The following is a 19,829-nucleotide window of genomic DNA, read 5'->3' on the forward strand; positions in this document are numbered from 1 at the left end:
AGGGTGAAGCAACGCGAATTGCTGAGAGCTTTGATGAAGATCGCCGAGGACAAGGACGCTAGTCTGGAGTTCGTTCGGCACGGCGGGAGCCATGACATGTACCGGATCCTTGATCAGGCGCTGTTCGTGCCGCGTCACCGGGAGATCAAGGAAGGCACGGCGCGAGCCGTCATCCGGCAGGCAGAGGAGGCTTGAGATGCGCTATCACGCGATCGCCGAGGCGGCGCCTGAAGGTGGTTGGGTCGTCGCCGTTCCCGGTATCCGGGGCGCGGTGACGCAGGGTGAGGACTGGGCCGACGCCGTGGCGATGGCCCAGGATCTCATCGCGACGATGTTCGATGTACCCATCGCATCCGTCGAGATCACCCTCACCGAGGTCGGCACCGGCGGTGTCGATTCCGTCGTCGAAGCCTGGCACGCCAAGGCCGGCGCGGCCTGATCGCGGTCAGGACCTGAGGTAGGCGAGGACGGCTTTCACTCTTCGGTGGTGGTCGGTGTCTTCGCTGCTGAGGGCGAGTTTGGTGAAGATGTTGCGGATGTGCTTCTCGACCGCGCCGTCGGAGATGAAGAGGCGCTTGCCGATCGCCTTGTTGGAGTGGCCTTCGGCCATGAGGCCGAGGACTTCCTTCTCGCGGGGGGTGAGGGTCGCGACGGGGTCGTTGCGGCGGCGGCGGACCATGAGCTGGCTGACCACTTCGGGGTCGAAGACCGTGCCGCCGCCGGCGACGCGGCGCAGGGACTCCATGAAGTCGTCGATGTCGATCACCCGCTCCTTGAGCAGGTACCCGACCGCGCCGCGGGCGTCGGCCAGGAGGTCGTCGGCGTAGGAGACCTCGACGTACTGGCTGAGGATGAGGATCGGAGCGCCCGGGACGAGTTCCCGGGCGCGAGTGGCGGCTCTGAGGCCTTCGTCGGTGAACGAGGGCGGCATTCGAACGTCTACTACGGACACATCGGGGCGGTGCTCGGCGACGGCCTCCACTAGGGAGTCTCCGTCGCCGACCTCCGCAACCACTTCACAGTCGAACTCCTGCAAGAGCTTGACCAGACCAGTACGAATCAGTACAGCGTCGTCAGCTACGACTACGCGCACGGGACCTCCACGACGATCACGGTCGGACCGCCGTCGGGGGAGTCGATCGTCCATTGGCCCTCGACGGCCTTGACCCGGTCGGTCAGGCCCGCGAGCCCGTGCCCCTTGGACACGTGGGCCCCGCCGATACCGTTGTCGCCGACCGAGAGCACCAGCCTATCTCCCCAGTCCTCGACCGACACGGTCGCTTTCGTCGCCCCCGAGTGCTTCGCGATGTTCGTCAGGCACTCCGCGGTCACGAAGTACACCGTGCTCTCCACCGCCGCCCGGTAGCGGCCCTCCAAGTTCGTCTCCAACTCCACCGGCACGAGCGAGCGTGCCGCCAGCGCCGCCAGTGCCGCGTCCAGGCCGCGGTCGGTCAGGATCGGTGGGGCGATGCCCCGCGACAGCGACCGCAGCTCGTCGATCGTCTCCCGGGTCTGGGTGATCGCCGCGTCCAACGTCTCCTGCGCCGCTTCGGGATTGGTCGCCAACTGGCGCCTGACGCGGGCCAGCTCCATGCCCAGGCCCACCAGCCGCTGCTGCGGGCCGTCGTGGATGTCCCGCTCGATCCGGCGCAGCGCGTCGGCCTCGGCCGAAGTGGCCGCGTTCCGCGACTCCTCCAACTGGTCGATCCGCTCGTGCAGACCGCTGAGCGAAGTGAGCATCCCCTTGCCGATGAGCGCCTCGGCCATCGCCATGCCCCGCAGGACCGGCACGATCGTCAACGCCATCACGACCGCGCCGCACAGCGTCAGCGCCGACATCGCCAGATATGAGTCGCCCCAGCCGAGCCAACGGGTCGCGTATTCGAGGCCCTGCCCCGACTCGCCCGTCGCGACGATGATGATCCAGCCCCACAGCGGGTACGACAGCGTCGCCAGCAGCACCGACCACCACGCGATCGCGATCGCGAAGCCCGCGATCGCCACCGGCAGCACCGTCACCGCCCACAGGATGTTCAACCACGACTGCCCGTCGGTCAAAGCCGTCAGGAACCGCCGCAGCGCCGAAGCGCCCTCCGGGGCCTGCTTGTACCTGGGACGGGGCACCTCGCGGCGCAGCACCGCCGGGAGCATCGAACGGCCCGCGGCGGCCATGCCGCGCATCGCGAACATCGTCGACGCGGCGATCGGCACCCCGATCCAGATGATGGCCGTGCCGACCCCGAGCAGGGTGCCGACGACACCGATGATGAAGGCGGGCAAGGCAATGGCGAACATCGAGATCAGATATCCGGTGTCGACGCCCAATTGCCGAAGGGTTGTACGCATGCGTCAACATTAGAAAAGCCGGGCCGCCACCGCGACCCGGCCGCCCCGCCTGTTGACGGTAGGGCTGTCCTTACCCTCAGGCCACGCCCGCACCCGGCGCGCGCGCACCGCGCGTGGCGATCCCCGCCACCGAGTTCAGCAGACTCATCACGCAGATGCCGATGACCAGGTTCAACGCCGCCGTGGCGATCTGCGACTCCGTCGCCGCCGACACCGTGAACGGGATGAGCACTCCCACCGCGATCACCAGCAGCATGATCCAGTTGAAGAAGCTCATCGGCCGCGGCATGAGCAGCAGCAGGACGTGCACCACCCCGGTCGCCAGCACCGCCACCGCGAACGCCCCGAACGCGTACGTGGTCGTGGTCGCGTCCCCGTACGTCCCCGCGTCCGAAGGCGAGAGGATGTGGATCCCGAGCACCCCGCGCACCAGCAGGATCCCCACCAGCGCCACGAGCGCGGCCACCACGGCCGTCCCGAACCCGCCCGCCCACAGCTTCCCGGCGTCCACCGACGAGCGCTGGCCCGCGCGAGGATCGGCCGCGGGCGGGTACTGCCTCGTCGGATCCTGGTAGTTCCCGTCCCAGCCGCCTTGCGGTGCCGACATCGCTCCTCCTCTGATCGCACTGCGCTCATGGTGGCAGTAACCCGTTCACGGGGTCGGCAAACGGAGATTTCGGATCATCCTTCGCCGCCAGGTCCGCCCCGGCGAAAAGATCTTGGGGATGTCGGCCGCCGCGCGTAACCTTGAGCGGTGTTCATCGGAAGCGCCGAATTCGATCTTCTCCTCCCCTCAGACGCCCGCTCGCTCAAGGGCAAACGCGCCTACGTGCGCCCGATCGTGGCCGCGCTGCGCAAGTACGAAGTGGCCGTCGCCGAGGTCGGCCACCAGGAACTCCACGGTCGCACTGTGATCGGAGTCGCCGCCGTCGCAGGCGATCACGGCCATGTCCGTGAGATCCTTGACGCCTGCGAGCACCACATGGCGGGCAGGCCGGAAGTGGAGCTCCTCAGTTCCAGGCGGCGCCTCTTCGGCCCCGAGGACGACTGACAGCCGCGCACGACGCGCGGCGAAAGATCATGGCGCGCCCGAATCCGAGGCGCGCGAAGCGGAAGGCAGGAAAGCGATGGCAGACGCGGCGAAGCGGGCCCAGGTGTCCAAGCGGGTCATGGAACTCACCGCGCAGGCGGTGCGCAAGCTCAAGGACCCGCGGGTCGGGATGGTCACCATCACCGACGCCCGCATGACCCCCGACTTGCGCGAGGCCACGGTCTTCTACACCGTCCTCGGCGACGACGACCAGGTCAAGGCCTCCGCGGCCGGGCTCGAACGGGCCACCGGGCACCTGCGCACCACCGTCGGCCGGGCCCTCGGCATGCGCCACACGCCCTCGCTCACGTTCGTGGCCGACACCGTCCCCGACCAGGCGAACCGCATCGAGGAACTCCTCGCCAAGGCCGCCGCCTCCGACGCCGAGATCCACAAGATCGCCGAAGGCGCCTCCTACGCGGGCGACCCGAATCCCTATATCGAAGACGACGAGGAGGAAGAGGAACCGGAAGCACCGGCACGGTGACCTCCGGCCCCTCCACCGAACCGGCCGCGGCCCCGCCGCGGCCGGCCTCCTACCGGCGGATCGCCTCCCTCGCGATCCCCGCCCTCGTCGTCCTCGCCGCCGAACCCATCTACCTGCTCATCGACACCGCCGTCGTGGGCCACCTCGGCGCGGTGCCCCTCGCCGGACTCGCCCTCGGCGGCGTCATCATGGGCCTCGCCCCGTTCGTGGGCGCCGTCCTCGCCTACGGCACCACCGCCCGCGCCTCCCGCCGCTTCGGCGCGGGCGACCGCACCGGCGCCGTGGCCGAAGGCGTCCAAGGCACCTGGCTCGCCCTCGCCGCCGGCCTGGCCATGATCGCCGCCGTCGAAGTCTTCGCGAGCCCCCTCGCCGGACTCATGGGCGACGACCCCGCCGTCGAGGCCGCAGCCGCCGAATGGCTCCGCGTCGCCATCCTCGGCGCCCCGTTCCTCCTCGTGGCCGGAGCCGGCCAAGGCTGGATGCGCGCCGTCCAGGACACCAAGCGCCCCATGTGGTTCGTGTCCGTCTCGTTCGTGATCTCCGCGATCCTCGCCCCGATCCTGGTCTACCCCGCAGGGCTGGGCCTGGTCGGCTCCGCGTGGGCCAACGCCGTCGCCCAGGCCATCTCCGGGACCCTGTTCCTGCTCGCACTGCGCCGCGAACGCGTCCCCCTGCGCGTCGACTGGCCGCTGATGTCCAAGCAGCTCGTCGCCAACGGCGACCTCATCGTGCGCGGCGTGGCCTTCCAGGTCTCCTCGTTCTCGGCCGCCGCCGTGGCCGCCCGGGTCGGCACCGCCGCCCTCGGCGCCCACCAGATCGGCATGCAGCTCTGGTTCTTCGCCGCGCTCGCATTGGACGCGGTCGCGATCGCGGCGCAGGCCCTCATCGGGGCCGACCTCGGCGCGGGCCGCCCGGAGACGGCGAAGGCCTCGGCCAAGCGCATCACCGTGGTGGGCGTCGGGTACGGCCTGGTCTTCCTGGTCATGGTCTTCGCGCTGCTGCCGGTCCTGCCGAAGCTGTTCACCGCCGACGACTCGGTGCAGGACCAGCTGGGGTACATCTGGCCGTGGCTGGTGCTGCTGCTTCCGGTCGCGGGCGTGGTGTTCGCGCTCGACGGGGTCCTCATCGGGGCGGGCGATTTGAAGTTCATGCGGAACATGACGGTCGTGGCGATCGCGAGCGGGCTGCCGTTCACGTGGCTGACGCTCGTGTTCGGGTGGGGCCTCACCGGCATCTGGGGCGGGATCGCCGTCTTCATGCTGGTGCGCCTCGGACTCATCTTGTGGCGCTTGCGATCCGGTCACTGGATCGTCACAGGAGTCGAGCGAACCTGAGCAATCTCGTCTCAACATGTGGTTTCACTGCTGCGATAGTCCTGAACCTTCGTTAAGGTGTCGAGGATGAGCACCAGAAAAGCGACCTCGCGCAAGCGTCGGGTTCGTCCCAACAAATGGGACGAGGAGAAGGCGGAGGCGCTGCGCGCCCTCCAGGAATCACTCGACCGGCACCAGTAGCGGTATCTGGCGGCTGGGCCCGGACCCGGCTTCGCGCCGCCTTCGGGCCCGCGGTTAGCCTCTACGACCGTGACCGCTGCGCAGCCCAAGCCTTCGCCCGTGCCGGGCCTCATCGTCGTCGACAAGCCTCAGGGCATCACCTCGCACGGGGTGGTGGCCCGCATGAGGCGCATCTGCGGCACCAGGAAGGTGGGCCACGGCGGCACCTTGGACCCGATGGCGACCGGTGTGCTCATCGTCGCGGTCGGCAAGGCCACCAAGCTGCTCACGTATGTGTCGGGCCTCGACAAGTCGTACGCGGCCACGATCCGGCTGGGACAGGCCACGGTCACCGACGACGCCGAAGGCGAGGCCACCGCGAGCGTCGATGCCTCCGGTGTGGCCGATGCGGCGATCCGGGACGGCCTCGCTGCGATGACCGGCGAGATCGACCAGGTGCCGAGCGCGGTGAGCGCGGTCAAGATCGACGGGCAGCGCGCGTACAAGCGGGTCCGCGACGGCGAGACGGTCGAGCTCAAGGCCCGGCGGGTCACGATCGCCGCGATCGAGGTCGGGCAGGTCCGGCGCGAAGGCGAGTTCGTGGACGTGGACGTGGAGGTCTCGTGCTCCTCGGGCACGTACATCCGCGCGATCGCGCGCGACCTCGGCTCGGCACTCGGTGTCGGCGGGCACCTGACCGCGCTGCGCCGCACCAGGATCGGCGGTTTCGGCATCGACGCGGCGGCGACGCTGGAGGCGCTCGCGGAGCGCTCCGAAGCGGGCGAACCGCTCGGCGTATTGACGATGGGCGAGGCCGCCGCGCGCCTGATGCCGATCCGCACGGCCACCGAGGCCGACGCGAAGGCGCTCTCCTACGGCAAACCGCTCGAAGCGGCGGGCATCGAAGGCCGCTACGCGGTGCTGAGCGAAAGCGGCGACCTCCTGGCGGTCATGACCGAGACCGGCACGAAGGCAAAACCCGAAACAGTCTTTGCCGCCGCTTGACCGAGCGCCGCACGGCCGCAAGTGATCTCGGCGACACTCCGGCCCGGATTCGCCCCGACTTGTCACACCCCCAAGTCACCGTTGAAACCCGGGGGCCCATCCCCAGGGGTCTTGGACGTTGTCGGCGTGCGCGGCGTTCGGCGTGCGACGCGAATGGTGTTCGCGGCCGCGGATTGTCGTACCCCTCCGGCATCCTTGAAAACCGGGGGCCCATCCCCAGAGGTCCTGTGTACGTTCGTGGTGCGCTGCGGTCGGTCAGGCCAGTTTCGGTGCCAAGACGTGTTCCCTGAAGGCGATCGGGGTCATTCCGGTTCGCTGGGTGAAGAACTTGTTGAAGTTCGTCGCGCTCGAAAAGCCCAGGCGCTCACCGATCTTGGCCGCCGGAGTCGCCGAGCAGGCCAGGGTTCGCTTGGCCTCCAACACCACCCGCCGGTCGATGAACTCCTTCGCCGGGATTCCCGCCGCCGCCAGCGTCGCCCTCGACAGCGTCCTGGGGGAGTAGGCCAGCGCCGCCGCGTAATCGGCCAGGCGCCTGGTGTTCGCGAAGTCGCGTTCGACCGCGTCGCGAAACGCCAGGTACACCTCGCTCGGTCCCGCACCCGTCTCCGTCCCCGGGAGGCTCGCCACCCGCAACACCAGCACCGCCAGCAGGTGCCGCAGCACCTGCAAGCGGGTGTCCAGCGCCAGCCGGTCGGCCGAGTGCTCCCATTGGAGCTGCGTCGTCGCGGCCCGCAGCAGCGCGTGGTCCTCGGCCTGCGGCACGCGCAGGACCGGGGCGTGCGGGTCGTCGGCGCACACGCCGATCGCCGTGTCCGGGTCGAGGAACCCGGTGTCGAAGCGGATCAGCGTCCCCTCCGCGCCGTCGAGCTCGCCCCATTGCTGCACCTGCCCCGGACGCGCCCACAGCCACTGGCCCGGCGCCAGAGCGTGCTCGGTGAAGTCCACGCCGTGGCGCAGCGACCCCGACGTGAGCGTGAGCAGGCAGTGCCGACCCAGTCGGGACGGGCGCGCCGGGTCGAGTGCGGCCGTGCGAAGCCTTGCGAGCGTGAGGATCTCGACCGCGGGAGCCGCGGCCTCGGCGAACGGGCCGGGCGCGGCGCCGCCGGCGATTCTGCGGCCCGTTATGTCATCTTGTCGCGTATTCACCAGCATCATCGGGCAGTTTATCCGTTTCGCCGATGTTCCACTGTGGCTTCGGCGGGAACTCGCGCCCTCGCTGACTGTCAACTAGTTCAAAACTGAAGTAGTCTGGGGCGCATGTCAAACAAGACCGTAGACTTCTGGTTCGACCCGGCCTGCCCCTGGGCGTGGATGACCTCCCGCTGGATCAACGAGGCCGCGAAGGTCCGCGACCTGGACGTGCGCTGGAACGTCATGAGCCTCTTCGTCCTCAACGAGCCGAACCTCGACGAGCTGCCCGAGCAGTACCAGGCGCTCATGCCCCGCACGCTCCCGGCCGTCCGGGTGGCGATCGCCGTGGCCGAGCAGTACGACAACGAGACCCTCGGCCGCTTCTACACCGCCCTGGGCAACCGCATCCACCTCGGCGGCGAGAAGGACTCCGCCGTCTACATCCCCGCCGCGCTCGAAGCGGTCGGCCTCCCGGCCGAACTGGCCGAAGCCGGTGCGAGCGACAAGTGGGACGAGGCCCTGCGCGCCTCCCACCAGCGGGGCATCGACCTGGTGGGCACCGACGTCGGCACCCCGGTGGTCGCCATCGAGAACGACGAGGGCGTCAAGGTCGGCCTCTTCGGTCCCGTCGTGACCCCCGCCCCGCAGGGCGAGGCCGCCGGGAAGCTGTGGGACGGCGTCTACGCCGTGACCACCACGCCGGGCTTCTACGAACTCAAGCGCAGCCGCACCAGCGGCCCGAACTTCGACAACCTCACCGCCGACCTCTAGGGTGTACAGCCCTGACCCGCAACGCTACTGCGTTGCGGGCCATCGCTGTGTGCTTCGTCAGCTGACCTGCGAGAGCCAGGACTGCTCGGTGCCGCCCGACGCCTGCCGGTAGGGCTCCAGCTCGCGGTCCCAGTCCAGGCCGAGCAGCTGGTCCAGCCCGGACCGCAGCGCCTCGGCGCTGGTGGTGGTCGCCAGGAGGGCCCGGATGCGGTCCTCGGCGATCATGATGCCGCCGCCCGCGCTCATCGCGGCCCGGTAGACCCCGCGGCCGGGGACCTGCATGATCCGCTCGCCGTCGACGCCCGCGCTCGGGTCCTCGGTGACCTCGAAACGCAGCATCGGCCACTGCGCCAACGCCTTCGCGAACTCGGCGCCCATGCCGGCGTAGCCGGTCCAGGAGCGCTCGGCGCGCATGGTGCCGCGCTCGGCCGCCTGGGGGTTCCAGCCCAGCTTCACCGTGGAGGAGCGATCCAGGACACGACCGATGGCCCACTCGACATGCGGGCACACGGCCGGCGGGCTGGAGTGGATGTAGATCATGCCGCGTGTCTGCATCGCGCACCTCCTTGGGAATCGGCGTATCTGAGTACTGGCTCACTCCTTGTGGTCATTCTGTTGCGACTCGAAGTCGCCCAACGGGACTGGGCCGGGTCGAGAGGGGCAGAAACTCGAACCCGGCACGCTATTCCGCTCAGTTACATACTGACAGCTTCGAAAGCATCGCGCTAGGCTTAAACGGCCCCGGGCGCTCACTTTTTCGATCATTCGATGCGTCACACCAGGTGCGTGTGCTAGTTGTCGCCGCATGCACCTGAGCTACACTTGCGCATGACCGGCGGCCTGTCGGTTTTCTTTTGTGGCCAAACCCAGGTTCAGTACCCCTTTTTCGGGCTGCTCTTCCTGCGGCGGGCCGAAGATCCGTCTTACGACATGGTGAGGAGACCGGCGTGGCAGCCAACACTTCCAAGACAGCACGCGCTTCCGTCAAGGCCGGCCAGGGCAAAGGCTCCGCCGGGCTCAGCGTCCTCGGCGAGTTCAAGTACCTGATCCCGCTGAACAACGGGAAGCACGTGTACCTGCGCAACCTGACCGACGGCAAGACCCTGCACCTGGCCACCGGCTCCGAGGCGTTCACCGAGGCCATCAAGGTCCTCGCCGCGGCCGGTCACGGCGAGAAGATCAAGGCCGAGCTCGAAGGCCTCGCGGCCTCGCTCCCGGCCGAGCAGGGCTGGGACACCACCCTCAAGGCCCTCGACGAGGCGGACGTGTTCGCCGCCGAGGCCGTCGCCGCTTAGGGTTTCGCACCCGCGACGTTCGCGCTCCATGCCCGAGAGGGCGTGGGGCGCTTTTCTTTTGCGCCCGACTCCCGGACGGCCACCGCGCCATTCAACCATTGTCGATCATTTGTTCGAATGGATGCGAGTGGCGCGAATGCGTCGCGCACTTCACTCGATCGGTCGATCCCCAATGGGCGTGCGGTCAATCGCCGAGATCCGAAGTGCAGACCGGATCGGACATCGGCAGCTCGTCGACCGACCAGACCGCCGTCACCTGGAAGCAGTAGCTCTCGGTGGGGATGAACCCGGCGGCGGTGAACTCCATCTCGTTGGTGCCCTGCGGGTTGAGCGCCTCGGCCTGCTCGTCGCCCACGCGCTGCGCGAACACGATGTACGTCAACTCCGCGTCGGCCTCCGGCGGCTGCCACGACAGCGTGACCTCGCCGTCGGCCCACGACTCGATCGTCACCGCTTCGGGCGCGCCGCGCCCGTCCGTGTTCGCCTTGTCGACGTCGCCGGGGTCCTTGTTCGGGGTCAGCAGCCACAGCCACACCGTCATGACCGCGCCGAGGACCACCGAGATCACCAGGCCGAGGATCGCGTACGACTTGAGGCTGCGCTCGTCCTTCTGCTTCGGCTGGATCTGCTTGGGGGCCTTGTACGCCTGGGTCTTGCGCTGCTTGGCGCCGTCGCGCCCGATCACCGGCGGCGCGAACACCTGCTGGTCCGGCGCGGCCGACTGCGGCGCGGCCGACATCGGCTGGCCCGGCATCTGCTGGACCTGACCGGGATGCGCCTGCTGCTGCGGCGTCCACGGCGTGGCCGGAGGCTGCATGCTCACCGGGGCCTGCGGCGGGGCCGAATACGGTGCCACGCCCGCCGCGGCGGCCTGCTGCGGCGCGCCCGAGAACGGGGTCGCGCTCATCGGCGCCCCCGAGAACGGCGCGGCCGAGACCGGCGGCGCGCTGCCGTCGAGCTGCGCGTACCTCGGGTCGACCGCGTGGCCCAGCTGCGAACCGTAGCCCGTGCCGCCGCCGGTCAGGCCCGAACCGACGGTGGACCCGAGCGTCCCGCCCCCTTCGGGGTACCCCGGGCCGCCCGCGGGTGCGAAGGGGTCCAACGGGACCCGGGTGCCCCGCGAGGCGACCTCGGGCCGGTAGACCGTCTCCTCGTTGCTCACGTCCCCGATCACCGCGGGGGCCGCGGCCTTGCCGACGCCCCCGCCGCCGTACATGCCCCGCTGGAGCTCGTCGGCGAACGCCGCGCACGAGGACGGACGCCGCGCCGGGTCCCTCGAGAGCGCCCGCACCAGCAGCGATTCGAGCCACTCGGGGACGTCCTCGCGCGGGACCTTCGGCGGCGGCTCCTCGGAGGTCACCCGCTGCCGGTGCGTGTCGGGGTCGGTGCCGCCCTCGGGGTTGGCGAACGGTGCGAACCCCGCCAGCAGGTGCCACATGCTCGACGCGAGGCTGAACAGGTCGCTCGCGGGCGTCTGGGCCTGGCGCAGCAGCGCTTCAGGGGACGCGTGCAGCGGGGTGAGCTTGTCGATTGCGGCCGTCGCGGCCAGCGAGGCCGGGGTGCGGGCGATCCCGAAGTCGGCCAGCGCCGGGCCGTACTGGCCGCGGAGGATGTTCTGCGGCTTGACGTCCCGGTGGAGGATGTCGGCGTTGTGGGCGGCCTGGAGGGCCTGCCCGATCTTGACTCCGACGTCGATGACGTCCTCGACCGGCAGCGGCCCGCCGGATTTGAGGATCGCCGAGTAGGACCCGCCCTCGCAGTACTCCATCACGATGCACGGCTGCCCGGCCTCGGTCTGCCCGGTGTCGATGATGGACACGATGTGGGGGTGGTTGGAGACCGCGACGGTGGCTTCGAGCTCCTTCTCGACCGAGTCGGCGGTGGTCATGTCGTCGTCGACGAGCAGGACCTTGACCGCGACGGTCCGGTCGAGCCGCTCTTGCACGGCTCGGTAGACGAACGCGGTCGACCCGTGCGCGACCATCTCGAAGTCGCGGTAGCCGGGGATTGCCGGAGTGGGGGAGCTCAAGGCGGAGGCTTTCGTTCGAAGAGCGGGCGAACGCGCGGTCCGCGGACGTCGTCAGACGCCCGCGGACCGCGGATCGACGTGGTCCAAAGGGGGTCTCCCGAACAGAGTAGCCCCCGACCCGAGCCCGGCTCAGATGTGTCCGGCGGTGCCGTTCAGGAGGTTCGCGACCCGGATGAGCCCCAGGTGCGAGTACGCCTGCGGGTGGTTGCCCAGGCCGCGCTCGGCGATGGGGTCCCACTGCTCGGGGAGCAGCCCGGTCGGCCCGGCGCACGCGATGATCTGCTCGAACAGCTCCTCGGCGTCGGTGCGGCGGCCCACCTGGAGGTAGGCCTCGGCGAGCCACGCGGCGCAGATGATGAACCCGCCCTCGGTGCCCGGGAGGCCGTCGTCGCGGTGGTAGCGGTAGACCGTGGGGCCCGAGCGCAGCCCGGCCTCGATCTTGAGCACGGTCTTGAGGTAGCGCGGGTCGTCGGGCGGCAGGAGCCCCGAGAGCCCGATCCACAGCGAGGCCGCGTCGAGGTCGTCGTGCCCGTAGGCGGCGGTGTACGCGCCCGCCTCGTCGTTCCAGCCCAGTTCGAGCACGTTCTTGGCGATCTGGTCGCGCAGTTCGGGCCAGTCGGGGCCGTACTCCATGCCGAACTGCTGGGCCACCTTGAGCGCGCGGTCGACGGTCACCCAGCACATGACCTTGGAGTAGACGTGGTGCCGCGGGGCCTGGCGGGCCTCCCAGATGCCGTGGTCGGGTTCGTGCCAGCGCTTGGCGACGGCCTCGACCATGTTGCCCATGACGCGCTCTTCGAACTCCGAGAGATGCCCGCGGCGCTGCGCGACCGCTTCGATGAGCATCGCGACGGGCCCGAACACGTCGAGCTGGACCTGGTTGGAGGCGGCGTTGTTGATGCGCACCGGCCGCGCCCCGGCGTACCCGGGGAGCGTGTCGATGATGGCTTCGGGGGAGGGCGCCTGGCCTTCGATGTCGTAGAGCGGCGCGAGGCGCTCGGGGTGTCCGGCGGTGCGCTCGATGATCCCGGCGATCCACCCGAAGTAGGACTCGGCCTCCTGGAGCGAGCCGAGGTCGACCAGCGCGTTGGCGGTCATCGCGGCGTCGCGGATCCAGCAGAACCGGTAGTCCCAGTTGCGGACCCCGCCGAGCTCCTCGGGGAGCGAGGTGGTGGCCGCGGCGAGGATCGCGCCGGTCGGCTGGTAGCACAGGGCCTTGAGCGTGAGCGCCGAACGCGAGACCATCTCGGTCTCCACGCGGGGGAGCTTGAGCGAGTCCGACCAGTTGCGCCATCCGGCCTCGGTGGTGCGGCGGCGCACGTTGACCGGCGGCGACCACGCTTCGAGGTCGTCGATGCCGGCGCGGAGCTCCAGGACCAGGCTGCCGCCGACGGCGGCGAGGTCGACTTCGGCGACGGCCAGCGAGTGCTGCCCGTCGTACTCGATGTGCCATTCGACGCCCGGGGACCGCAGCGTGATGGGCTCGCGCCCGCCGAGGACCTTCAGGCCGTCGTCGCCGACCGGCTGGAGCTGCACGGGCAGCTGCCCGAACTCGGGGCGCGGCGCGAACGTGATGCGCACGGGGATGTCGCCGGTGATCTCGCGGACCAGGACGGTGGCGTTGGCGTCGCCGCGGCGGCGCGGGGTCGAGTCGAGCCAGTTGGTGACCGTCAGGCCCGACCAGCGGGTCTCCACGGTCATGGTGCCCGAGACGTAGCGCTGGCCCAGCGGGATGCCGGCCTTGACCGGCTGCACGGTGAAGTGCCCGGCGTGCTCGCCGCCGAGGAGGTCGGCGAAGACCGAGCCGGAGTCGGGCTTGGGGTGGCACATCCAGGTGACGCGGCCGTCGGGGTCGAGCAGCGCGTGGTTGGCGCCGTCGGCGATCATCGTGTGCCGCTCGATGAGCTGGGCCTGCTCGCCTTGGAGCCAGGAGCGGCGGGTGTCGACCAGGCTCGCGAGGAGCTTGGCGACCGCTTCGGGGCTGTCGATGCGGTAGGCCGCCCTGGTGGGGCCCGGGCCGACGCGCACGCCGACGTCGGGGCCGTGGAGGTGCGCGAACGCGTTCTCGTCGGTGACGTCGTCGCCGATGAACAGCACCGCGGAGGCGCCGAGCTGGTGGCGGAGCTTGTCGAGGGCGTCGCCCTTGTGGGTGGCGACCACGGACAGGTCGATGACGGCCTTGCCCTCGGTGGTCTGGACGCCGCTCCAGTTCGAGGGCCCTTCGCGGACGTCCTCGATGGCCCGGAGCGCGTCGGCCTCTGAGGACTCGCGGACGTGGAGCGCGCATCCGGCGGGCTTGGGCTCGACCCGGGCGCCCTCGTAGCGTTCGGCGATCGCGGAGAGCTCGGCCACGAGCTTGTCGCGCAACCGCTGGTCCTCGCTGGAGAGCGCCCGGGTGAAGCCGATGTCGAATTCGGAGCCGTGCGATCCGACCAGGTGCACCTCGGAGGGGAGGCGGGAGAGCGCCGCCAGGTCGCGCAGGGCGCGACCGGAGATGACCGCGACCTTGGTCTGCGGCAGGTTCGCCAGCGTCCGCAGGGCCGAGACCGATTCGGGGATCGGCTTGGCCTGCGAGGGGTCGGTGACGATCGGCGCGAGCGTGCCGTCGTAGTCGCACGCGATCAGCAGTTGCGGAACGCGCGCGAGCAAGGTGAGGGCCGAGCGCAGGTCCTCAGAGGAACCGGTGTCCCCTGCGGCGTTTCCTGCCAGGTCCTCTGGCCGTGGTGCGGTCATCTTGGCGTATCTCCAACACCGTCGTTGTGGATCGTGCGTGCCTGTGGCCCGGCGCCGCTTTTCAGTCGGCGGCGGTCGGGCTGCCCGGATTGTACGCCGCGCTGCGTTCCGGAACTCCCAGCGCCGTGAGGAAGCTGCGCGCCCAACGGTTCACGTCGTGCTTGCGCAGATAGCGCCTCATCGCGCGCATCCTCTTCATCTTATCGTCGGCCGTCGCGTTCGCGGCTGTCACAAATCCGTCTTTCAAATCGGTCAAATCGTGCGGATTCACGAGGAACGCCTGACGCAGATCGCCTGCGGCCCCGGCGAACTCGCTGAGGACGAGCGCGCCGCGGTTGTCGACCTGGCTCGCCACGTACTCCTTGGCCACGAGGTTCATCCCGTCGCGCAGAGGCGTGACCGCCATGATGTCGGCCGCCTGGTAGAGCGCGGCGAGCTCGTACCGGTCGAAGGACTGGTGCAGGTAGTGCACGGCCGGGAGCCCGACCTGCCCGTACTCGCCGTTGATGCGCCCGACCTCGCGCTCGACGCGGTCCCGCAAGGCCCGGTACTGGTCCACGCGTTCGCGACTGGGGGTCGCGACCTGGACCATGACGGCCTTGGGCACCTGGAGCCGCCCGTCTTCGAGGAGCTCGCGGAAGGCCTTGAGCCGCTGCTCGATGCCCTTGGTGTAGTCGAGACGGTCCACGCCGAGGATGATCGTCTCGGGCTCTCCCAGTTCGGCGCGGATCTCCTTGGCCCTCTGGCGGACCCTCTCGGTGCCGGCGACCTCTTCGTTGGCGGCGGTGTCGATGGAGATGGGGAAGGCGTCGGCGCGCACGAGGCGGTCGTCGACGGTCACGTAGTGGCCCCTGGGCCGGTAACCGAGGAGATGCCGGGTCAGCGCGAGGAAGTTCTGCGCCGCGAGCGGCCTCTGGAAGCCGACCAGGTCGGCGCCCAGGAGCCCGTTGAGGATCTCCATGCGGTGGGGCAGCTGCATGAACAGCTCCACCGGCGGGAACGGTATGTGCAGGAAGAACCCGATGCGCAGGTCCGGGCGGCTCTTGCGGAGCATCCCGGGCACCAGTTGGAGCTGGTAGTCCTGGATCCACACGACCGCGCCGGGCGCGGCCTCGGCGGCGCACACTTCGGCGAATCGGGCGTTGACGTCGTAGTAGGACTTCCACCAGGACCGGCGGAAGACGCGCGGTTCGACCGCGTCGTGGTAGAGCGGCCACAGCGAGGCGTTGGAGAACCCCTCGTAGTAGCGCAGGACCTCGTTCTCGCTCAGCTCGACCGGCAGCAGCGTCACGCCGTCGGACTCGAACGGCTCGGGGGCTTCGCCGGCGGTGCCGGCCCAGCCGATCCACGTGCCGCGGTTGGCCTGGAGGACGGGTTCGAGGGCGGTGACGAGGCCGCCAGGGGATCGGCGCCAGGTTCGATTTCCCTCGTCGTCGACCACGGAGTCGACGGGGAGGCGGTTGGCTACGACAATGAAGGATGCGTTGCTCAATTCGTATTCCCTCCTTTACGCAAGCCTAGCCGCGGGCCCGGGCCGCGGGGTCGCGGTGACGTAGCCGGTCCTCGGACGGCCCGATCGACGGGCCGGGACCCGGGCTTGACATCATTGGTTCCGGTCAGTTCCGTACAGCTCGTCGCAAAGCGAAGGATCAGCGTGGCGCAGTTCATCTTCTCCCTGGAAAAAGCCCGCAAGGCGCATGGTGACAAGGTCATCCTCGATGACGTCAACCTCTGGTTCAACCCGGGAGCGAAGATCGGCGTGGTCGGCCCCAACGGCGCCGGCAAGTCGAGCCTGCTCAAGATCATGGCGGGCATCGACCAGGTCTCCAACGGCGAGGCCAAGCTCGCCGCGGGCGCGACCGTGGGCCTGCTCGCGCAGGAGCCGCCGCTGAGCGAGGGCAAGACCGTGATGGAGAACGTCCAGGAGGCCGTGGCCCCGATCCAGGCGAAGCTCGACCGGTTCAACGAGGTCGCCATGGAGATGGCCACCGACTACACCGACGAGCTCATGGCCGAGATGGGCCGCCTCCAGGAGGAGCTGGACGCCGCGAACGCCTGGGAGCTGGACTCCAAGCTCGAACAGGCCATGGACGCGCTGCGCTGCCCGCCCGGCGACGAGGTCGTCGACCACCTCTCCGGCGGTGAGCGCCGCCGCGTGGCGCTGTGCAAGCTCCTGCTCGAAGAGCCCGACCTGCTGCTGCTCGACGAGCCCACCAACCACCTCGACGCCGAGTCGGTGCTGTGGCTGGAGCGCCACCTCGCGTCCTACCCCGGCGCGGTCATCGCCATCACCCACGACCGGTACTTCCTCGACAACGTGGCCGAGTGGATCCTCGAACTCGACCGCGGCCGCACCTACCCCTACGAAGGCAACTACTCCACCTACCTGGAGAAGAAGGCCGAGCGCATGAAGGTGGAGGGCCGCAAGGACTCCAAGCTCCAGAAGCGCCTCAAGGACGAGCTCGAATGGGTCCGCTCCAACGCCAAGGCCCGCCAGACCAAGTCCAAGGCCCGCCTGGGCCGGTACGAGGAGATGGCCGCCGAGGCCGACAAGACCCGAAAACTCGACTTCGAGGAGATCCAGATCCCGCCGGGCCCGCGCCTGGGGTCGAGCGTCATCGAGGTCAAGGACCTCTACAAGGGCTTCGACGGCAACACCCTCATCAACGGCCTGAGCTTCTCGCTGCCGCGCAACGGCATCGTGGGCATCATCGGCCCCAACGGCGTCGGCAAGACCACGCTGTTCAAGACCATCGTGGGCCTGGAGAAGCCCGACTCGGGCGAGGTCAACGTCGGCGGCACCGTGCAGCTGTCCTATGTGGACCAGAACCGGGCCGGTCTGGACGGCGACAAGTCGGTGTGGGAGGTCGTCTCCGACGGCCTGGACTACCTCATGGTCGGCAAGGTCGAGATGCCCAGCCGCGCCTACATCGCCGCGTTCGGCTTCAAGGGCCCCGACCAGCAGAAGCCCACCAAGGTCCTCTCCGGCGGCGAGCGCAACCGCCTCAACCTCGCGCTCACCCTCAAAGAGGGCGGCAACGTGCTGCTCCTGGACGAGCCCACCAACGACCTCGACGTCGAGACCCTCTCCAGCCTGGAGAACGCCCTCCTGGAGTTCCCCGGCTGCGCCGTGGTCATCTCCCACGACCGGGCCTTCCTCGACAAGGTCGCCACCCACATCCTCGCGTGGGAGGGCGACCCGGCCACCGGCGAGCCCGCCTGGTTCTGGTTCGAGGGCAACTTCGAGTCCTACGAGAAGAACAAGATCGACCGCCTCGGCGTCGAAGCGGCCAAGCCGCACCGCGTCACCCACCGCAAGCTGACCCGGGACTAGCCGTGGCCCGCTACACCGCCGAAGTCGCGCTGCGCTGGTCGGACATGGACGCGTTCGGCCACGTCAATAACAACCAGTTCATGGTGCTGCTCGAAGAGGCCCGGGTGGCCATGATGTTCTCCACCGCCGAAGCGGCCGGGATCTCCGGCTTCCGCGAGGGCGTCGTGGTGGCCCGCCACGAGGTCGACTTCCTGCTGCCGGTCGTGGTTCCGGCCCAGACCCGCGTCGAGCTGTGGATCGACCGGATCGGGAACTCCTCGTTCGCGTTCGCCTACGAGCTGTTCGCGAACGACAAGCTCTCGCTCAAGGCCAAGTCCGTGATGGTCCCGTTCGACACCGCGACGCAGCGGCCCCGCCGCATCACGCCCGAGGAGCGCGCCTTCCTCGAACGCTGGACCGACTGACCGCCCGATGGACCGCACCGCCCCAGGTGACGACGCGGCCTTCGCCGCCCGCACCGCCCGCCTCGACCCCGACGCGCTCGTGCTCGCCCGCGAGGGCCGCCTGTGGGCCGCGCTGCCCATCGGCGTCCTCGCGGTACGCGAGGCGGCTGCGGGGCCCGAGGCGCTCCCTGAAGGGGTCTACCGGGCCGCCGACCTGGCCGCCGGGGCCGCCGAGCCCCGCCCGGCCGCGGCCTGGCGCGGGCGGCTCCCGCAGCAGCCTTGGGACACCGTCGAGACCGTTCCCGCGGCGCTCGTCGCCGACCTCGACCGCAAGGCCGCCGCCGCCCTCACCGAGCGGCGCGGCCAGGGCATCGGCGACCGGCGGCTGAGGGACGCCCTGCTCGACCATGTGGCGCTCCACGTCGAAGGCGAGGACGGCGGCGACGTCGAGTTCCGGCTCGTGGCCGCCTTGTGCCGCATGGGATTCCTCGGCGCCGAACCGGTGCGGGTGCTCAAATCCGGGCGGCGCATGGGCCTGGCCGCGACGTTCGGCGCGGTCTGGGACCGCGACCGCGGTCTGCCCCTGCTGTGACCCGAACGGGCGGTGACCGATTTCCGACGTCCGGAGGATGGGAGCCCACTGGCCCGGGGAAACGTATGAAACCCGTGACAGTACCCAGGACGGGCCTGCGAACAAACGCGCGAAGGTTCATACTTTCAGACAGGATTCCCTGACGGTTGTGCCAAGTCGCTCCGAGTCCCTAGTCTGCTCACTGCAACACGACGTAACTTGGCAATGCCCGGCGAAGCACAACCAATCACATCCAAAGGTTCAGCCAAGCAGGAATGCCAACGCAATACCCAATCACTGCCATTGATTCGCATTTTGGGTGGGAAGGCGGACAACGTCATGGCATGGTGGCGCAGCAGAAAGCGCGACGCACAGCAGGAGTCGATCAACGAGGTGATCGCCCCGACCGACAGCGAGCTCGGCGGATCGGCCGAACGCGCCCAGGCGCGGGGCAGCCAGCCGAACGCGGTGCCCAGCCCGCGCGCCGAGCAGAGCGCGCCCGGCACCGAGGTCGCGACCGATGAGCACGACGAGGTCGAACTCGACCTCGCCGACCGCGAGCTCCGCCACGAGCTCACCGCGGAGCAGCTCCTCCTCGGCCCCGAAGAGGAGCAGATCTCCGAGGTCGAGCGCTGGCACCTCATCAAGGCCGACCTCGCCGAGATCGACCCGGACTTCATCACCGACCTGGAGCAGATCGCCGCGGACGCCCGCGACGAGCCCGCCCCGCTCGCCAGCGACCGCATCACCGCGGCGCTGAAGAACCTCGAGATCCGCTACCTCATGGACGAGAACGGCGGCATCGTCGCCCTGTGGGAGCGCCACATCGTCCAGGTCCGCGCCGAAGGCCCCGACGCCGACATCCTGGTCCTGCGCGCCCGCGCCTACCAGACCGTCCCCCGCGAATGGGCCGAGCGCGGCTACGCGGCCATGAACGAATGGAACCGCACCCGCCGCTTCCTCAAGGCCTACCTGGGCGAGCCGACCGAATCGGGCGCGCTCCCGGTCTTCGGCGAGATCCAGGTCCCCGTGCGCCCCGGCATCACCACCGCGCTCCTCGAAGAGCTCATCGACTGCGGCACCGCCATCTCCGGCACGTTCGTCGAATGGCTCGAAGGCGAGCTGCTGTAACCCGGTAAACGTCGACGGGGCCCGAACGCT

Annotated in this window: 20 protein-coding genes; 12 read left to right on the forward strand and 8 right to left on the reverse strand. The window is 69.6% G+C overall.

Annotated features, from left to right (window positions below):
• Window positions 1-3 precede the first annotated feature (3 nt).
• Window positions 4-195: a type II toxin-antitoxin system HicA family toxin gene (locus AB0B28_RS11270; protein WP_360119683.1), complete on the forward strand. Its 192-nt coding sequence runs from the start codon at window positions 4-6 to the stop codon at window positions 193-195.
• A 1-nt stretch (window position 196) separates the two neighbouring features.
• A complete protein-coding gene (locus tag AB0B28_RS11275) occupies window positions 197-439 on the forward strand; it encodes a type II toxin-antitoxin system HicB family antitoxin (protein ID WP_360119685.1) in 243 nt (80 codons plus the stop codon).
• Window positions 440-445: 6 nt separating this feature from the next.
• Here AB0B28_RS11275 and AB0B28_RS11280 read toward each other — a convergent pair whose 3' ends face one another.
• The 3 genes from AB0B28_RS11280 to AB0B28_RS11290 form a co-directional block, all read right to left on the reverse strand.
• Complete coding sequence (locus tag AB0B28_RS11280; protein WP_360119687.1) at window positions 446-1,093, reverse strand: response regulator transcription factor; 648 nt, start codon at window positions 1,091-1,093, stop codon at window positions 446-448.
• Window positions 1,084-2,346 carry a sensor domain-containing protein gene (locus tag AB0B28_RS11285; protein WP_360119689.1) on the reverse strand — a complete coding sequence of 421 codons (1,263 nt, stop codon included), beginning with the start codon at window positions 2,344-2,346 and terminating at the stop codon, window positions 1,084-1,086. Before AB0B28_RS11285 ends, AB0B28_RS11280 begins: the two co-directional genes overlap by 10 nt.
• Window positions 2,347-2,422: 76 nt before the next feature.
• Entirely contained in the window at window positions 2,423-2,953 is a 531-nt protein-coding gene (locus AB0B28_RS11290) for a DUF6069 family protein (RefSeq protein ID WP_360119691.1), read from the reverse strand.
• Between the two features lie 147 nt (window positions 2,954-3,100).
• Between AB0B28_RS11290 and AB0B28_RS11295 the strand changes: the two genes are divergently transcribed.
• The 4 genes from AB0B28_RS11295 (at window position 3,101) to truB (ending at window position 6,421) form a co-directional block, all read left to right on the forward strand.
• Window positions 3,101-3,397 (forward strand): DUF503 domain-containing protein, encoded by a 297-nt coding sequence (locus AB0B28_RS11295; protein WP_360119693.1) that lies wholly within the window; start codon window positions 3,101-3,103, stop codon window positions 3,395-3,397.
• Window positions 3,398-3,473: 76 nt separating this feature from the next.
• Window positions 3,474-3,923, forward strand: coding sequence for a 30S ribosome-binding factor RbfA (gene rbfA / locus AB0B28_RS11300; protein ID WP_360119695.1), 450 nt, complete (start codon window positions 3,474-3,476; stop codon window positions 3,921-3,923).
• On the forward strand, window positions 3,920-5,257 hold the full coding sequence (locus AB0B28_RS11305; RefSeq protein WP_360119697.1) for an MATE family efflux transporter: 1,338 nt from the start codon (window positions 3,920-3,922) through the stop codon (window positions 5,255-5,257). The genes rbfA and AB0B28_RS11305 overlap by 4 nt, the downstream gene beginning before the upstream one ends.
• Window positions 5,258-5,506: 249 nt before the next feature.
• Window positions 5,507-6,421 (forward strand): tRNA pseudouridine(55) synthase TruB, encoded by a 915-nt coding sequence (truB, locus tag AB0B28_RS11310; protein WP_360119699.1) that lies wholly within the window; start codon window positions 5,507-5,509, stop codon window positions 6,419-6,421.
• Window positions 6,422-6,676: 255 nt separating this feature from the next.
• On the opposite strand, the gene AB0B28_RS11315 is transcribed toward truB, so the two are convergent.
• Window positions 6,677-7,567 carry a helix-turn-helix domain-containing protein gene (locus tag AB0B28_RS11315; RefSeq protein ID WP_360119701.1) on the reverse strand — a complete coding sequence of 297 codons (891 nt, stop codon included), beginning with the start codon at window positions 7,565-7,567 and terminating at the stop codon, window positions 6,677-6,679.
• A gap of 111 nt (window positions 7,568-7,678) precedes the next feature.
• On the opposite strand from AB0B28_RS11315, the gene AB0B28_RS11320 reads away from it, so the two are divergent.
• A complete protein-coding gene (locus tag AB0B28_RS11320) occupies window positions 7,679-8,323 on the forward strand; it encodes a DsbA family protein (protein ID WP_360119703.1) in 645 nt (214 codons plus the stop codon).
• Window positions 8,324-8,380: 57 nt separating this feature from the next.
• Here AB0B28_RS11320 and AB0B28_RS11325 read toward each other — a convergent pair whose 3' ends face one another.
• Window positions 8,381-8,878, reverse strand: coding sequence for a DUF3145 domain-containing protein (locus AB0B28_RS11325; protein WP_360119705.1), 498 nt, complete (start codon window positions 8,876-8,878; stop codon window positions 8,381-8,383).
• A gap of 392 nt (window positions 8,879-9,270) precedes the next feature.
• Here AB0B28_RS11325 and AB0B28_RS11330 point away from each other — a divergent pair, with 392 nt between their 5' ends.
• On the forward strand, window positions 9,271-9,618 hold the full coding sequence (locus tag AB0B28_RS11330; protein WP_360119707.1) for a hypothetical protein: 348 nt from the start codon (window positions 9,271-9,273) through the stop codon (window positions 9,616-9,618).
• A gap of 184 nt (window positions 9,619-9,802) precedes the next feature.
• On the opposite strand, the gene AB0B28_RS11335 is transcribed toward AB0B28_RS11330, so the two are convergent.
• The 3 genes from AB0B28_RS11335 to AB0B28_RS11345 all read right to left on the reverse strand — a co-directional run bounded on the left by AB0B28_RS11335 (window position 9,803) and on the right by AB0B28_RS11345 (window position 15,872).
• Window positions 9,803-11,647 carry a protein kinase gene (locus AB0B28_RS11335; protein WP_360119709.1) on the reverse strand — a complete coding sequence of 615 codons (1,845 nt, stop codon included), beginning with the start codon at window positions 11,645-11,647 and terminating at the stop codon, window positions 9,803-9,805.
• 129 nt (window positions 11,648-11,776) lie between these two features.
• Entirely contained in the window at window positions 11,777-14,380 is a 2,604-nt protein-coding gene (gene otsB, locus AB0B28_RS11340; RefSeq protein WP_360119711.1) for a trehalose-phosphatase, read from the reverse strand.
• Window positions 14,381-14,441: 61 nt separating this feature from the next.
• The gene (locus AB0B28_RS11345) at window positions 14,442-15,872 is read right to left on the reverse strand and encodes a trehalose-6-phosphate synthase (RefSeq protein ID WP_360119713.1); all 1,431 of its coding nucleotides are present in this window, start codon (window positions 15,870-15,872) and stop codon (window positions 14,442-14,444) included.
• A 162-nt stretch (window positions 15,873-16,034) separates the two neighbouring features.
• On the opposite strand from AB0B28_RS11345, the gene ettA reads away from it, so the two are divergent.
• From ettA to AB0B28_RS11365, 4 genes are all read left to right on the forward strand, one after another.
• Window positions 16,035-17,714, forward strand: a complete 1,680-nt coding sequence (gene ettA / locus AB0B28_RS11350) for an energy-dependent translational throttle protein EttA (protein ID WP_360119715.1) — start codon at window positions 16,035-16,037, stop codon at window positions 17,712-17,714.
• Window positions 17,715-17,716: 2 nt separating this feature from the next.
• Window positions 17,717-18,118, forward strand: coding sequence for a thioesterase family protein (locus AB0B28_RS11355; RefSeq protein WP_360119717.1), 402 nt, complete (start codon window positions 17,717-17,719; stop codon window positions 18,116-18,118).
• A gap of 7 nt (window positions 18,119-18,125) precedes the next feature.
• On the forward strand, window positions 18,126-18,689 hold the full coding sequence (locus AB0B28_RS11360; protein ID WP_360119719.1) for a hypothetical protein: 564 nt from the start codon (window positions 18,126-18,128) through the stop codon (window positions 18,687-18,689).
• 318 nt (window positions 18,690-19,007) lie between these two features.
• Window positions 19,008-19,799 (forward strand): YbjN domain-containing protein, encoded by a 792-nt coding sequence (locus AB0B28_RS11365; protein ID WP_360119721.1) that lies wholly within the window; start codon window positions 19,008-19,010, stop codon window positions 19,797-19,799.
• Window positions 19,800-19,829: the final 30 nt, after the last annotated feature.

Source organism: Glycomyces sp. NPDC046736 (genome assembly GCF_040645615.1).
Classification (GTDB): Bacteria; Actinomycetota; Actinomycetes; order Mycobacteriales; family Micromonosporaceae; genus Glycomyces.